The 15,429-nt window shown below is 38.0% G+C and carries 11 protein-coding genes; 6 read left to right on the top strand and 5 right to left on the bottom strand.

Features of this window, described 5'->3' with window-relative positions; genetic code table 11:
• The first annotated feature begins 78 nt into the window (after positions 1-78).
• From nagA to QJV49_RS01535, 4 genes are all read left to right on the top strand, one after another.
• A complete protein-coding gene (nagA, locus tag QJV49_RS01550; RefSeq protein WP_010905894.1) occupies positions 79-1,227 on the top strand; it encodes an N-acetylglucosamine-6-phosphate deacetylase in 1,149 nt (382 codons plus the stop codon).
• Positions 1,228-1,613: 386 nt separating this feature from the next.
• Positions 1,614-2,636, top strand: a complete 1,023-nt coding sequence (pfkA, locus tag QJV49_RS01545) for a 6-phosphofructokinase (protein ID WP_003131080.1) — start codon at positions 1,614-1,616, stop codon at positions 2,634-2,636.
• A gap of 87 nt (positions 2,637-2,723) precedes the next feature.
• Positions 2,724-4,232 carry a pyruvate kinase gene (pyk, locus tag QJV49_RS01540; RefSeq protein ID WP_003131076.1) on the top strand — a complete coding sequence of 503 codons (1,509 nt, stop codon included), beginning with the start codon at positions 2,724-2,726 and terminating at the stop codon, positions 4,230-4,232.
• Positions 4,233-4,349: 117 nt separating this feature from the next.
• Positions 4,350-5,327, top strand: coding sequence for an L-lactate dehydrogenase (locus tag QJV49_RS01535; RefSeq protein WP_225511490.1), 978 nt, complete (start codon positions 4,350-4,352; stop codon positions 5,325-5,327).
• 124 nt (positions 5,328-5,451) lie between these two features.
• On the opposite strand, the gene QJV49_RS01530 is transcribed toward QJV49_RS01535, so the two are convergent.
• The 5 genes from QJV49_RS01530 to QJV49_RS01510 all read right to left on the bottom strand — a co-directional run bounded on the left by QJV49_RS01530 (position 5,452) and on the right by QJV49_RS01510 (position 11,665).
• On the bottom strand, positions 5,452-6,405 hold the full coding sequence (locus QJV49_RS01530) for an ABC transporter permease (protein WP_225511489.1): 954 nt from the start codon (positions 6,403-6,405) through the stop codon (positions 5,452-5,454).
• Entirely contained in the window at positions 6,402-7,496 is a 1,095-nt protein-coding gene (locus tag QJV49_RS01525) for an ABC transporter permease (protein ID WP_225511488.1), read from the bottom strand. Before QJV49_RS01525 ends, QJV49_RS01530 begins: the two co-directional genes overlap by 4 nt.
• Entirely contained in the window at positions 7,489-9,009 is a 1,521-nt protein-coding gene (locus QJV49_RS01520) for an ABC transporter ATP-binding protein (protein ID WP_225511487.1), read from the bottom strand. The genes QJV49_RS01525 and QJV49_RS01520 overlap by 8 nt, the downstream gene beginning before the upstream one ends.
• Before the next feature lie 178 nt (positions 9,010-9,187).
• Positions 9,188-10,003 (bottom strand): putative RNA methyltransferase, encoded by an 816-nt coding sequence (locus QJV49_RS01515; protein ID WP_225511486.1) that lies wholly within the window; start codon positions 10,001-10,003, stop codon positions 9,188-9,190.
• Between the two features lie 39 nt (positions 10,004-10,042).
• Positions 10,043-11,665 (bottom strand): NFACT family protein, encoded by a 1,623-nt coding sequence (locus QJV49_RS01510; RefSeq protein WP_225511485.1) that lies wholly within the window; start codon positions 11,663-11,665, stop codon positions 10,043-10,045.
• 308 nt (positions 11,666-11,973) lie between these two features.
• Here QJV49_RS01510 and QJV49_RS01505 point away from each other — a divergent pair, with 308 nt between their 5' ends.
• Together QJV49_RS01505 and QJV49_RS01500 are read left to right on the top strand one after the other, a co-directional pair.
• Positions 11,974-12,417, top strand: a complete 444-nt coding sequence (locus QJV49_RS01505; protein ID WP_225511484.1) for a hypothetical protein — start codon at positions 11,974-11,976, stop codon at positions 12,415-12,417.
• Positions 12,418-12,770: 353 nt separating this feature from the next.
• Entirely contained in the window at positions 12,771-15,299 is a 2,529-nt protein-coding gene (locus QJV49_RS01500) for an adhesive domain-containing protein (RefSeq protein WP_225511483.1), read from the top strand.
• Positions 15,300-15,429 lie beyond the last annotated feature (130 nt).

Here is a 15,429-nt window from a genome sequence, read left to right as displayed (position 1 = left end):
CCGAAAATTGGTATATACTGTTTATTGACAAAAAAGATAAAGGGTGCTAAAATTGAAGAAAAAGAAGAGGAGATATTTATGACTTACTATATTAAAGCAGATCAATTTTTCTACGCTTATGAAACAAAAAAAGGTGGTTTCTTAGAAATTACTGATGGAAAATTTGGAGAATGGACAGAAGAAGCGCCAGCAGGAGCTGACATTTTAGACTATTCAGGTCAATCAATAGCCCCAGGTCTTGTTGAAACACACATCCATGGTTTTGGTGGAGCTGATGCCCAAGATGCTGAGGTTGAAGGAATTATGGGAACAATGTCAGAAGGCTTGTTGTCAGCAGGTGTCACTTCATTTTTACCAAGTCCTTTGACAGATGACCACGAAGGATTGAAAGCGGTTTGTACGGTTGTAGGAGAACATTATCAAGAAGCTCGTGGAGCTAAAGTTCGTGGTATTTTCTTTGAAGGTCCATTCTTTACAGAAGAAAAGAAAGGGGCTCAAAACCCTAAGTACATGCGTGATGCCAAAATGTGGGAACTTGAAGATTGGCAAGAAGCCGCACACGGAATGCTTAAAAAAATCGGTCTTGCCCCAGAACGTGATGGTTCAGAAGACTTCATCCGTAAAGCGACTGAGTCAGGCGTTGTTATTGCATTAGGACATTCAAATGCGACTTATAAACAAGCGGTTGCTGGTGTTCAAGCTGGAGCATCTGTTTGGGTTCACACCTTTAACGGAATGTCTGGAATGACTCACCAAGAACCAGGAATGGTCGGAGCAATTTTAAATACACCAAACACTTATGCTGAGTTAATTTGTGATGGTCACCATGTTCGTCCAGAAGCAGCTGAAATTGTAATGAAAATGAAAGGCGCTGACCACGTTGTTTTAATTACAGACTCAATGCGCGCCGCAGGACTTCCTGATGGACCTTATATGCTTGGTGAATACGAAGTAGAAGTTCGTGACGGAGCCGCATGGCTTCCAACAGGACGCCCAGCTGCTTCAATTTTAACACTTAAAACAGCTGTTAAAAATGTCATTGACTGGGGGATTGCCACACCAGCAGAAGCAATTATGATGGCTTCATTGACACCAGCAAAATCTGTAAACATTGATGATGTTTGCGGTCAAATAAAACCAGGTTTGTCAGCTGATTTCATCGTTTTAGACAATGATTTTGATCTAGTTGCAACTTACCTTGATGGTGAAAAACGCTACGAAGCGTAATATAAAAAATGAATTTCGTAAGGAATTCATTTTTTTTATGAAAATATTTCATTTTTCAAGTTGAATAATTAGAAAAATAAACAAAAAAGTAAAAGATTATTTACTTTTTTGTTAAAATATAAAAGAATAGAATGACAATTATTATGTCATATTATAGAAGAATTAAGAGCAAATGAAGTCTATAAATTTTATTTGAAAATGCTAGAAAACCCTTGCAAAATAAGGCTTAGAAAAAAAGAAACAATGAAAACGGTTCATACAGTTTGTAAAGAGATTTTTTTATAAATACGTGATATAATGAACTAGACAACAAATGAACATGGTAAAAATATTAATAACGTTTACGTATTTTTGCTATGTATCTCAATTTCGGAGGACAGATTTAAATGAAACGCATTGCAGTTTTGACTTCTGGTGGTGATGCCCCAGGAATGAATGCGGCTATTCGTGCAGTTGTTCGCAAAGCAATTTCTGAAGGTATCGAAGTTTACGGTATCAATCACGGATATGCGGGCATGGTTGCGGGAGATATTTTTCCGCTTACGTCAGCTTCAGTTGGTGATAAAATCGGTCGTGGTGGTACATTCTTGTACTCAGCACGCTACCCAGAATTTGCTCAAGTAGAAGGACAACTTGCTGGGATTGAGCAACTTAAAAAATTCGGTATTGAAGGTGTCGTTGTAATCGGTGGTGATGGTTCTTATCATGGAGCTATGCGTCTTACAGAACATGGTTTCCCAGCTGTTGGACTTCCAGGTACAATCGATAACGATATCGTAGGAACTGATTTTACAATCGGATTTGATACAGCTGTTTCAACAGTTGTAGATGCCTTGGATAAAATCCGTGATACTTCATCATCACATAACCGCACTTTCGTTGTAGAAGTAATGGGACGAAATGCTGGAGATATCGCTTTGAATGCGGGTATCGCTGCTGGTGCAGATGATATTTGTATTCCAGAAAAAGAATTTAAGTTTGAAAATGTAGTTAACAACATTAACAAAGGCTACGAAAAAGGTAAAAATCACCACATCATCGTTCTTGCAGAAGGCGTTATGACTGGTGAAGAATTTGCTACAAAACTTAAAGAAGCTGGTTATAAAGGAGACCTTCGTGTTTCTGTTCTTGGACACATCCAACGTGGTGGTTCACCAACAGCTCGTGACCGTGTTCTTGCTTCACGTATGGGTGCTCGTGCCGTTGAATTGCTTCGTGACGGAATCGGTGGCGTAGCCGTTGGTATTCGTAATGAAGAACTTGTAGAAAGTCCAATTCTCGGAACAGCTGAAGAAGGAGCACTCTTTAGTTTGACTACTGAAGGTGGAATCAAAGTAAATAACCCGCATAAAGCTGGTCTTGAACTTTACCGTCTTAACTCAGCACTCAACAATCTTAACCTTAACTAAGTTACTGCAAATCTGTTTCTAGTTAAGTGTTAAACGCATAATTAGGGCAGAGATATATAATTAATCATTATAGGAGAAAAACACAAAATGAATAAACGTGTAAAAATCGTCTCAACTCTTGGACCTGCTGTCGAAATTCGTGGTGGCAAAAAATTTGGTGAAAGCGGCTATTGGGGAGAATCTCTTGACGTTGAAGCATCAGCAAAAAACATTGCAGCTTTGATTGAAGAAGGCGCAAATGTCTTCCGTTTCAACTTCTCACACGGTGACCATCCTGAACAAGGTGCTCGTATGGCAACCGTTCACCGCGCTGAAGAAATTGCTGGTCATAAAGTAGGTTTCTTGCTTGATACTAAAGGTCCTGAAATGCGTACAGAACTCTTTGCTGACGGTGCTGATGCAATCAGCGTTGTTACTGGAGATAAATTCCGCGTTGCAACTAAACAAGGTCTTAAATCAACTCCTGAATTGATTGCTTTGAACGTAGCTGGTGGTCTTGATATCTTTGATGATGTTGAAATCGGTCAAACTATTTTGATTGACGATGGTAAACTTGGTTTGTCATTGACTGGTAAAGATGCAGCAACTCGTGAATTTGAAGTTGAAGCACAAAATGATGGTGTTATTGGTAAACAAAAAGGTGTTAATATTCCTAACACTAAAATTCCTTTCCCAGCTCTTGCTGAACGTGATGATGCGGATATCCGTTTCGGACTTTCACAACCTGGTGGAATCAACTTTATCGCTATCTCATTCGTACGTACTGCAAATGACGTTAAAGAAGTACGTCGTATTTGTGAAGAAACTGGAAATCCACACGTACAACTTTTGGCTAAAATTGAAAACCAACAAGGTATCGAAAACCTTGATGAAATCATCGAAGCAGCTGATGGTATCATGATCGCTCGTGGTGACATGGGTATCGAAGTTCCATTTGAAATGGTTCCAGTTTACCAAAAATTGATCATCAGCAAAGTTAACAAAGCAGGTAAAATCGTTGTTACTGCAACAAACATGCTTGAATCAATGACTTACAATCCACGTGCTACACGTTCAGAAATTTCAGACGTATTCAACGCTGTTATTGATGGAACTGACGCAACAATGCTTTCAGGTGAGTCTGCTAACGGTAAATACCCACGCGAATCAGTTCGTACAATGGCTACTGTTAACAAAAACGCTCAAACAATGTTGAAAGAATACGGACGTCTTCACCCAGAACGTTACGACAAATCAACTGTAACAGAAGTAGTTGCTGCATCAGTTAAAAATGCTGCAGAAGCTATGGATATCAAATTGATTGTTGCTTTGACTGAATCAGGTAACACTGCTCGTTTGATTTCTAAACACCGTCCTAATGCTGACATCTTGGCTATTACATTTGACGAAAAAGTTGAACGTGGATTGATGATTAACTGGGGTGTAATCCCAACGATGACTGAAAAACCTTCATCTACAGATGACATGTTTGAAGTTGCTGAAAAAGTTGCTTTGGCTTCAGGTTTAGTTGAATCTGGTGACAATATCATCATCGTTGCTGGTGTTCCAGTTGGTACTGGTCGTACAAATACAATGCGTATCCGCACTGTTAAATAATTTGTCAATTAAGAATCTTAAAACAATAATGCCTGCCGCTATCGACAGGCCCTATTGTTGAAAAGATTATATTTTATAAAATACTCGTTTATAATTTGAAAGGAATTAAAGAAAATCATGGCTGATAAACAACGTAAAAAAGTTATCCTTGTAGGTGACGGTGCTGTAGGTTCATCATATGCTTTTGCTCTTGTAAACCAAGGGATTGCACAAGAATTAGGAATTGTTGACCTTTTTAAAGAAAAAACTCAAGGAGATGCAGAAGACCTTTCTCATGCCTTGGCATTTACATCACCTAAAAAGATTTACTCTGCAGACTACTCTGATGCAAGCGACGCTGACCTCGTTGTCTTGACTTCTGGTGCTCCACAAAAACCAGGTGAAACTCGTCTTGACCTTGTTGAAAAAAATCTTCGTATCACTAAAGATGTTGTAACCAAAATTGTTGATTCAGGTTTCAAAGGAATCTTCCTTGTTGCTGCTAACCCAGTTGACATCTTGACATACGCTACTTGGAAATTCTCTGGTTTCCCTAAAAACCGTGTTGTAGGTTCAGGTACTTCACTTGATACTGCACGTTTCCGTCAAGCCTTGGCTGAAAAAGTTGACGTTGACGCTCGTTCAATTCACGCATACATCATGGGTGAACACGGTGATTCAGAATTTGCCGTTTGGTCACACGCTAACGTTGCTGGTGTTAAATTGGAACAATGGTTCCAAGAAAATGACTATCTTAACGAAGAAGAAATCGTTGAATTGTTCGAATCTGTACGTGATGCTGCTTACTCAATTATTGCTAAAAAAGGTGCAACATTCTACGGTGTCGCTGTAGCCCTTGCTCGTATTACTAAAGCGATTCTTGATGATGAACATGCGGTACTTCCTGTATCAGTATTCCAGGATGGACAGTACGGCGTAAGCGACTGCTACCTTGGTCAACCAGCTGTAGTTGGTGCAGAAGGTGTTGTTAACCCAATTCATATTCCATTGAACGATGCTGAAATGCAAAAAATGGAAGCTTCTGGTGCTCAATTGAAAGCAATCATTGACGAAGCTTTTGCTAAAGAAGAATTTGCTTCTGCAGTTAAAAACTAAAACTAAAACTAAAAAGAGTTGGTTGAGATTTCAACTAGCTCTTTTTTTATTTTAAATTAAATTTGCTAAGCTAAAAGTATAATAAAAAAGTCTGTTCATCAACAGACTTTTTATTTTTGTAAATTTATTTAGATTTAATGTAGTTAATACCATCAGCCTTAGGCGCAATTGCTTTACCAAGAAAGAGTGCCAAGACAATAATTGTAAATACATACGGAGCCATTTGTAGGAATGAAGAAGGAATTTCTTTGATTCCAGGGATTTGACCCCCTACTACAGCAAGTGAGGTAAAGAGACCAAAGAGAAGTGATGATAACATTGCTCCAATAGGATTCCATTTACCAAAAATCATGGCGGCAAGTGAAATAAAACCTTGTCCGGCAATCGTTGAAACTGAGAAGTTACCAGAAATGGCTTGAGCATAGATTGCTCCACCTACACCGCCGAGGACACCTGAGAGAAGCACACCAGCCCAACGATAGGCATAAACGTTAATTCCAAGGGTATCAGCTGCTTGTGGGTTTTCACCAACTGAACGAAGGCGAAGACCAAAACGTGTTTTAAATAATACGTACCAAGAAAGAATGGCTACAACAATTGCAAGAAATCCTGGTAAAGAAGTTTGACTAAAGAAAATTTTACCAATTATAGGAATGTCAGAAAGTAATGGAACATTCCAATAGCCGATTTGTTCATTGATATTAATTTGACCTTGTTGATAGAAAACTTGAAGTAGGAAAACTCCCAGTGCTGGAGCCATCAAGTTAAGTACAGTACCGGATACAATGTGGTCTGCTCTTAGGTTTACCGTAGCAACCGCATGAAGAGAAGAGAAGAGAGCACCAATTAAAGCACCGAAGAGAATTGAGAGCCACGGCGTCATGCTTCCAAACATCCCAGCAGTAGTTAAGTTAAATACAACGGAACTAAAAGCTCCAATAGTCATTATTCCTTCAAGACCAACATTGACGATTCCGCCTCGTTCGGAGAAGACACCACCAATACTTGTAAAGATCAGTGGAGTTGAATAGATGAGCATATTTGCGACAATAATTTGTAAAGTATTTACAACGTTCATGCTTTTTCTCCTTTCTTCTTAGCAGTTTCTGATGCTTTGATTTCTTTAGCTTTTGGTAACATCACTTCAATAATGAATTTCACTGCGATGAAGAAAATGATTGAGGCAGTGACGACTTTAACGATTTCTGGTGGAATACCATCATTTGTCATACCAGGAGCACCTGTTTGAAGAACTGAGAAAAGAAGGGCGGCAAAGAGAATACCGATAGGACTGTTACCACCAAGAAGGGCAACAGCCATTCCGTTAAATCCGATATCAAGGGATGCTGATTGAGAAACAAAGTTTTGCATGTATCCAAATCCGTAAACAACACCACCAAGACCAGCTAGGGCACCAGCGACAAGCATAGATAAGATGAGGGTACGTTTTGCTGAAATACCAGCATATTCTGAAGCATCAGGATTTAAACCAACAGCTTTGATTTCAAATCCAAGAGTAGTTTTAGTAAAGATAATTGCCATAATGACAAGAGCAATTAATGCAATAATTAGCCCAATATTTAAGGTTGAATTATCAGTTAATGATGACATCCAATTGGTTCTAAAAGACGCATTAGCACTAATTAATTTTGTTTGGTCAGTTGTATTATCCATCAGGATACTTTTTTGGAACATACTATGAATCATAAATGTTGAAAAGAACAACATGATGTAGTTCAGCATGATTGTTGTGATAACTTCTGAAGTTCCAAGTAGAGCCCGAAGAATACCAGGTATGAATCCCATAAATGCTCCGAAGAACATTCCGATGATTACAACTAAAGGAATCATCAATAAACGTGGGATATCTGGGAAACTCAAAGCAAACCACATTGAGCTAATCCAACCAGCAAGTGCTTGACCAGACATTCCGATATTGAAGAGACCTACTTTCATTGCAACTGCAAAAGATAAAGCTGTCAAAATTAGTGGGCCCATTGTTTGCAAGGTTTCACCGATTGCTCTTGCATTTCCTAAAGCAGAAATGAAGAGATCTTCATAACCCCAAATTGGGTTGTAGCCAAAGGCTAGCATGATAATTGCTCCCAATAAGAAACCAAAAACAATGGCTACCAGAGGAACAAGGACTTTTTTCGTTTTACTATTCATTTATGTTTCCTCCAACCATTAAAATACCGAGCTCTTGTTTTGTGGTTGTTTCAGGTCTTACAATTCCCTGAATTTGACCATCGTGAATAACAGCGATTCGATCGGAAACATTTAGAATTTCATCGAGTTCAAAAGAAATCACAAGAACTGCTTTTCCTTCATCACGAGCTTGTATTAAACGTTTATGAATATATTCAATTGCACCAACATCGAGTCCACGAGTAGGCTGTGATACGATTAGGAGGTCAGGATTACGGTCGATTTCCCGGGCGATAATTGCTTTTTGCTGATTACCACCAGAAAGAGAGGCGGCAGAAACCCATTCACCCGCACCGCGAACGTCAAATTCTTCCATGAGTTTGCGAGCATGGCTATTTATTTGATTATAATCAAGGAAACCATATTTACTCATTGGTGGTTTGTAGTAGGTTTGCAAAGCAATATTTTCGGCTACTGTCATTTCTAAAACGAGACCGTCACGATGTCTGTCTTCTGGGACATGCCCGACAGATTGTTCCGTGATTTTACGAGGACGTTGATTGGTAATGTCTTTGTTGTGGAGTCTAATAGAACCTGAATCGACTTTGGCTAGGCCAGTGATTGCTTTCACTAATTCTGTCTGACCATTTCCATCAATTCCGGCAACCCCTAAAATTTCACCAGCACGAACATCAAGTGATAATCCTTTAACCTTTAGAGAACCACGACTTTCTTTGATATTTAAGTCCTTAATTTCGAGAACAATATCTTTAGGTTGAGCGGGAGCTTTCTCGGTGATGAATGAAACTGAGCGTCCGACCATTAATTCTGCAAGTTCTTGGTTCGTTTTGTCACCAAGTTCAACAGTATCAATTGATTTACCACGACGAATGACTGTGATACGGTCAGCTACCGCACGAATTTCATCCAATTTATGTGTGATGAGGATGATTGACTTACCTTCCTTAGTTAAATTCTTCATGATTTGCATCAATTCAGAAATTTCAGCTGGAGTCAAAACCGCTGTTGGTTCATCAAAAATTAAGATATCAGCTCCACGATAGAGCGTTTTTAAGATTTCAACCCTTTGTTGCTGACCAACAGAAATATCACGGATGAGCGCATCAGGTTCAACAGAAAGACCATAACGCTCAGAAAGTTCAAGTATTTTTTTCTTAGCAGTCTTTAAATCGAGATTGATTCCTTTAGTAACTTCATTACCAAGGATGATGTTTTCAGTAACTGTGAAGGCGTCAACTAACATGAAGTGTTGGTGAACCATTCCGATACCAAGATTTGCTGCTTTAGACGGAGAGTCGATATTTTCGAGCTTTCCCTTAACGTGGACTTCACCTTCGCTAGGCTCGAGGAGTCCTGAGAGAATGTTCATCAAGGTTGACTTACCGGCTCCATTTTCGCCGAGCAAAGCATGAATCTCACCTTTCTTCAACTCAAGATTGACTTTGTCATTAGCGACAAAATCACCAAAACGTTTGGTGACATCAATCATTTGAATGACAGTTTCATTTGCCATATTGGCTCCTTCTTATAAAATAATATAATAATGTAAATTGTAAAAATTACAAATTTAATTATATCAAATTTGTCCAATTTATGAAAGCCCCGTCATTCTAATAATGAGAGTGCTTTTCCTAATAATTGGTTTTTAAAAAAGCTTGGTTAAAATACAGTTATTTTTCAGTTAAAAAAATTTATTTTTGTCGCTTTAATAAATCAATTTCAATACTGATTGTTACTTCTAAGGATTCAAATTTCTTTAAATTTTCAATTCCTTCCGGTTTGATTTTCCAATAATGGGGTGTCATCAACAGCAGACTTAATAAATCTTCGGTAGATTGAATGGTAACTTTATATGAAAAATTTTCTTGTTCAACGGAAAATCCGGGGAAAGTTTTGATAGATGAAGTTTTTATTTTTTCATGAATTTCAGGGTAAATAATATTTTTTAATTCAATAAGATGATTGTTTGCAGCTCTGACAATAATAATATTTCCATCGTCAGTAAGAATTCGGTCGATTTCTGGAACAGAGTATTCGGCAAACATTGATAAAACGGTACTGACAGATTTGTCCTTGAAAGGAAGTTTGGCAAAATTAGCGACTAACCAATGAATCATCGGATTTTTTTTAGCCGCCATACGAATTCCTAATTTAGAAATATCCATTCCATAGAAATTAGAGGCTTCCGGAGCAATTTCTTTTTGGAAACGTGAAAGGTAGTAGCCCTCACCGCAACCAATATCAAGGATAGCTTGGTCAGTTGAATGTGATTTTTTAAGACTATGATTAACTCTATCTGATAGTTTTTCATAATAGCCTTTGGCGAGAAAGTCGCGTCTGGCTGCCATCATTTCTTTTGAGTCGCCAGAAGTTTTTTTGGCATTTAAAAGAAGGTTGAGGTAACCTTCCTTAGCTAAATCAAAAGTATGGTTATTTTCACACTTATAAGTATTTTGTTCCTTTATGAGCAAGTGGCTGCATACAGGGCAGCTGATGATTTCAGACATTTGTTCTCCAATATAAAAATTAAGTTTTGTCAGTAAAATTTACTTAGCAATTTTGCGAGATTTAATGACAGATTCGTCAGGAGTCACTCGAATCGTTTTTTCACGGTCATAAGTAACAAACCCTGGAGCTGTTCCTGTTGGTTTGTGTAATTTTTTTACATCTAAAACATCCACTTGAACAAGGTTGGAATAGCGTGCTTTGCTGAAATAAGCTGCTAATTCTCCAGCAAAAGTAATTGTTTCATCAGATGGATTTGCATTTCCTGTAATCAAAACATGGCTTCCTGGAATATCCTTAACGTGAAACCAAAGATCGCCACGGCGTGAAAGTTTGAAACTGACTTGCTCATTTTGTAAGTTATTTTTACCTACTAAAATAATTGTTCCATCTTCAGCTTGATATTTTTCTGGTGGGAGCATTTTTTGCTTTTTATTACGATATTTTTGCTTAATATAGCCTGTTTGAATTAATTCTTCACGAATATCAGCAATTTCAGCAACGTCAGCATTTTCAAGATTTGATTCAACAGATGCTAAATAATGAATAGTTTCCTTGGTTTTAGCAATTTGCTCTCCTAAAAATTTGACGGCTTGTTTCAATTTTTGATAACGATGAAAGTAACGTTGAGCATTTTGAACAGGACTTAAAGCTGGATTTAGAGCAATTTCAATTGGTTCATTAGTATAGTAATTTTCCAAGGTTACACTTGTTTTATCATTAGGAACTTGATTTAAAAATGTATTAAGCAGTTCACCTTTTTGACGGAAAATTTCAGCGTTGTCAGTCGCAAGTAATTCTCGTTCTTGTTTTTTTAATTTGTCACGATTTTTCTTCAGTTCATTTTGAATTTTTTTAATGACAGAAGCAGCAACCTGTTTAACACGGTCACGTTCGGCCTTATCCGCATAATAAGTGTCAAGCATTTCAGAGAGACTATCAAAGCTTACAAATTCATCAGCAAGTTTGATACTGGAAAAAGTATCGTTAGGATAAATTGATGGAGTGACTGTCAGTAATTTTTCTTTGAATTCTTTTACTGACAGACCTGTCAACGCATTTTTAGAATCGCGTCCAATTCCTTGTAACTTTTGTTGTAATTGTTCAGTTTGTAAAGCTTCAAAAATTTCTTCGTCAGTAGCTTTAAAGGGGTCAATAGCAGTATTTATAGGCGGTGCAATATAAGTTGAACCTGGTAAAATTGTACGATATTGGTTCTGTGAAAAGCCAATATGTTTAATGGATTCAATAATTTTTTGCGAGGTTTTTTCTAGTAAAATAATATTACTATGTTTACCCATAATTTCCGTAATTAAAGCAATTTTTAAACTGTCCCCAATTTCATCTTTGGTTGAAATATGGAAAATAATCTGACGGTCATTTTCCACTTGTTCAATTTGTTCAATAAAAGCGCCAGCCAAATATTTGCGTAAAATCATCACAAAATTATTTGGATTTTGTGGGTTTTGGAAATCAGTTTTTGTCAACTGAACACGACCAAAAACAGGGTGAGCTGAAAGTAATAGTTTATGAGATTTACCAGCTGACCGAACTGTTAGGACAAGTTCTTGGTCGAAGGGTTGATTAATTTTTTGAATACGTCCACCAATCAGCGGTTGAAGTTCAGCCGTCATGTGGTGTAAAAAAATACCATCAAAGGACATTAGGTGCCTCTTTCGTTTTATAATTCTTATAAGCAGTTTTAACTGTTAATTAGGGAGTGATTATATCTTTTCAATTTATTGACAAACCTGTCAGTAAATATGAGAAGTTTTATAATTATTTCTAAGCCAATTTTACCAAAAAAAGAGTAATTTTTCTTCTATTATTAAAGAAGGGCTTGTATTTCTTTCAAAAAATTTTGAAAAAACTTTGGATAAGTGAGAAAGTAACTTTTATCAGTAAAAAATGTTAAAATGAAATAGAAATAAGTTCAGGAAAATTAGTAAATTAGAAAATATAGGATAATTAAATGAATAAAATTGTCGGCATAGTTGAGCGTATTTTACGGATTATCATGTTTGTCGTTGCCGTAGCAATGCTTGGAGGAGCTCTCTTTTTATTAGGCTTGCATCAAACAAATAAAAACTTAGAGAAAATACCTGTTTCAGGAAAAATTGTTTATGGAACAGAGGTTAAAGCAATTCATGAAGTAACATACAGTTTTGAAGGAAAAGAATATCAACAAAGACCCTTAGATGTATATTTTAGAAAATTAGGAGATGAAGGCAAAAAAATTACAGTATATGTGGTTAAAGACCATCCTACTCGTATTTTCATTTCAAGAACTGGACGACCACTGATTGATTCGGCAGGACTGATTGGAGGTTGGAGTTTGGTTTTATTACTAATTTTATTTGGAGAACATCAACTTTTACGAAGAATGAAAATGTTAGAAGAAAGTTCCGAGAAATAAATAAAATACAAAATAAAATTATATAGAATAAAAATACAAAAATGAAATAAAAATACAAAAATAAAGAAATAAAGAAATCGCTATCATTGGCGATTTTTTTATTTTGAAAATGTCATCTACAATTGGTGAAACGTCCTAAAAAACTGGGGATTTTAGACTTAACCGTTTTCACACAAGCTCTTGTGTAAGTCAGCAATGGTCAAGCAAAAATAGAGTGTTTTTATGTTTTTTTATAAAGAAATGATGTATAAATGGTGTATAGAATAGATTACTTAATGCATGTTGCTTAAAAATATTTTATGCCTGATCATCATAAGATATTTTCCAAAACGATTTAGGAGGAATTTGACAAAATGCAAAAACAAAAACCACCACGTAAGAAAAATAAAATTATTACTAAACGTAAAGTATTATCAGCAACGATGTCAGGAACTCTATTAATGACATCGATAGTTATTCCAACAGCTTACAGCCTTCTTTCCAATCAGATCACAGCACAAGCAGCTGCCTTGAATATTGATCTATTGCAAAATATCACTTCAAGTAATAATAGTGGTACAAGTACAACTAACCGATGGGCTAGTAATTCAGGGAGCCACAATGTAGATTTTACAATTTCAGGCGGAGCTTTAGCTAATGTCTCTTTACTTTCTGGCCCAAGATACGCTGCTTTGGCCATTCCTCAAGAATTGCGTGGTTATGTTACAGCAAATGGCAATACTTCTGTGACAACTAATCTCACAATTGACTTCAATCAAATTGCCCTCATCAATGCGATTGTTAGTGCCGGAGATACGCTCATTGCAGGGGTTGCCACAATTTTAAGTGAAAATCCGGCGGTCAGTATTAACTTGACGCAAGTAACGACACAATTGAATTTACTAAAAGGTATCCAAAATATTGGTGGAGGGACATTTTCATCACCCACTACTCTTAATGGAAATTCAATGCTTAGTGCACCTTTGAATGACGGAATGGGGGCAATTTTGTCCCAAAACGTCACAGCTATTTTGCAAAATTTACGAACAGCTGTTAACAGCCTAACCGCAACCGGTTTGACGGCTCCTGTGGCTAATGCTGCCTTGGCTTTGCTTAAACCTCCACTCATTACAGCAATTGATGCCGTTTTAGTACCCTTAGTTAATGGGACTGGTGGAATTTTAGATCTCCTTTTAAACGCTTCAGCATTGGGTGATACAAGTATTACAATTCCAACCAAGATTACAGCACCAACTAATATTGCAAGTAACATCGATGCCAAATTTGTAGGATCGGCGGTTCAAACCAATTTATTGGATGTCAATATTCTTAGTGGTGCAGATGGCATTTCCTATGTTTATTTAGAGGGTGATGTCAATTTGACATTGGTAGCGCCTACAGGAAACCTGAGCGCAACGACTTCGGCAATTGGAGCGTCAGATGCAACAGCGACCCTTCCAACGACTTTAAAAAATAATGCTGGTACAGACATTCCGGTAACTTCAGTCATTACCGATAGTTCAGGAACAACTGTGAATAATGGTCAGTTGTCGGCTGGTACCTATACCGTGACATATTCGGCCGCAGGCTATTCTAGCGTTACCCAAACCCTAGTGGTTACAGACCCAACAGATACCACTGCTCCCGATGCGCCAATAGTGGGCAACGTGACAGGCAACAGCACAAATGGTTACACGGTCACAGGTACAGCTGAACCAGGTTCAAGTATCACAATTAAAGATAAAAATGGTGCAACCGTTGGAACAGGAACCGCGAATGAAGCAGGAGATTACACCGTTACTCTTCCAGGCTCAGTCGGCCCTAACGCCCCAATCAGTGTCACAGCAACCGATGCCGCCGGAAATGCGAGTGATCCAACCTCAGCGACCACTCCAGCAGATCCAGTAAGTCCAGTTCTCGTAGCTCCAACCGGTAACTTGACCGCAACCACTTCGGCAATCGGAGCCGCAGACGCTATGGCCACTCTTCCAACCACTTTGAAAGATAGTGAAGGCGCTGATGTTCCGGTCACAGCAGTTATCACGAATGCTTCAGGAAACCCAGTCGCTAATGGTAAGTTGGCAGCTGGCACTTATACTGTGACATACTCAGCATCTGGTTATGAAAATGTTAAGCAAGCCCTAGTTGTTACAGATCCATCTGATACCGCAGCTCCAGCTGCACCGACAGTAAAAAACGTGCTAGGAAGTAGCAGTAAAGGTTATACGGTCACAGGTACAGCTGAACCAGGTTCAACCATCACAATTAAAGATAAAAATGGTGCAACCGTTGGAACAGGAACCGCAAATGAAGTAGGAGATTACACCATTACTCTTCCAGGCTCAGTCGGCCCTAACGCACCAATCAGCGTCACAGCGACCGATGCCGCTGGAAATGTGAGCGATCCAACTTCAGCGAAAACTCCAGCAGATTCTAAGGCTCCGTCAGATACTACAGCTCCTAATCCTCCAAGTGTAGATACCGTGACCGGTAACCCTGATACAGGTTATACGGTTGGTGGTAAGGGGGAACCTGGATCCACAATAACAATTAAAAATCCAGCAACTGGAGAGGTTTTGGGAACTACTATAGTGGATAAAGATGGAAACTATAGCATCAAACTTCCGATGGGGGTTAAACCGGGGACTCAACTTTCAGCTACCGCAACTGATGCTGCAGGAAATGTAAGTGATCCAATACAGTTTACTATTCCGACCTTGACTTCTGGAATGGCAATAGTTAATAGTGGGGAGAAGATGGGAGGTAAGTATTTCTCAAGTGGTGAATTACCAGCAACAAATAGTGCAGATACTGGATGGATTGGTGTAATTGGAACAGCCATTCTATCCCTCCTTGGTAGTCTATTGTTCTGGCGTAAGAATAAAAAGGAGGGTGAACGCTAATATCAATAAAATTTTTCAAACAAATAATTAGTTAAAGTTTATAAAATACGATAGAATAGGAGAGTCGAGACATATCCAACCTCGACATCTCTGAAATTCTTTTCAAATTACAAACATTGAGCCAGTCCAT

This window comes from Lactococcus sp. NH2-7C (genome assembly GCF_029953655.1).
Taxonomy (GTDB): domain Bacteria; phylum Bacillota; class Bacilli; order Lactobacillales; family Streptococcaceae; genus Lactococcus; species Lactococcus lactis.
This window is presented reverse-complemented; position numbering and strand designations above follow the sequence as displayed.

What these genes read in the sequence shown, in the direction of transcription:
- nagA (WP_010905894.1), top strand. Translation starts at nt 79, where the DNA reads ATGACTTACTATATTAAAGCAGATCAATTTTTCTACGCTTATGAAACA.
- pfkA (WP_003131080.1), top strand. Translation starts at nt 1,614, where the DNA reads ATGAAACGCATTGCAGTTTTGACTTCTGGTGGTGATGCCCCAGGAATG.
- pyk (WP_003131076.1), top strand. Translation starts at nt 2,724, where the DNA reads ATGAATAAACGTGTAAAAATCGTCTCAACTCTTGGACCTGCTGTCGAA.
- QJV49_RS01535 (WP_225511490.1), top strand. Translation starts at nt 4,350, where the DNA reads ATGGCTGATAAACAACGTAAAAAAGTTATCCTTGTAGGTGACGGTGCT.
- QJV49_RS01530 (WP_225511489.1), bottom strand. Translation starts at nt 6,405, where the DNA reads ATGAACGTTGTAAATACTTTACAAATTATTGTCGCAAATATGCTCATC.
- QJV49_RS01525 (WP_225511488.1), bottom strand. Translation starts at nt 7,496, where the DNA reads ATGAATAGTAAAACGAAAAAAGTCCTTGTTCCTCTGGTAGCCATTGTT.
- QJV49_RS01520 (WP_225511487.1), bottom strand. Translation starts at nt 9,009, where the DNA reads ATGGCAAATGAAACTGTCATTCAAATGATTGATGTCACCAAACGTTTT.
- QJV49_RS01515 (WP_225511486.1), bottom strand. Translation starts at nt 10,003, where the DNA reads ATGTCTGAAATCATCAGCTGCCCTGTATGCAGCCACTTGCTCATAAAG.
- QJV49_RS01510 (WP_225511485.1), bottom strand. Translation starts at nt 11,665, where the DNA reads ATGTCCTTTGATGGTATTTTTTTACACCACATGACGGCTGAACTTCAA.
- QJV49_RS01505 (WP_225511484.1), top strand. Translation starts at nt 11,974, where the DNA reads ATGAATAAAATTGTCGGCATAGTTGAGCGTATTTTACGGATTATCATG.
- QJV49_RS01500 (WP_225511483.1), top strand. Translation starts at nt 12,771, where the DNA reads ATGCAAAAACAAAAACCACCACGTAAGAAAAATAAAATTATTACTAAA.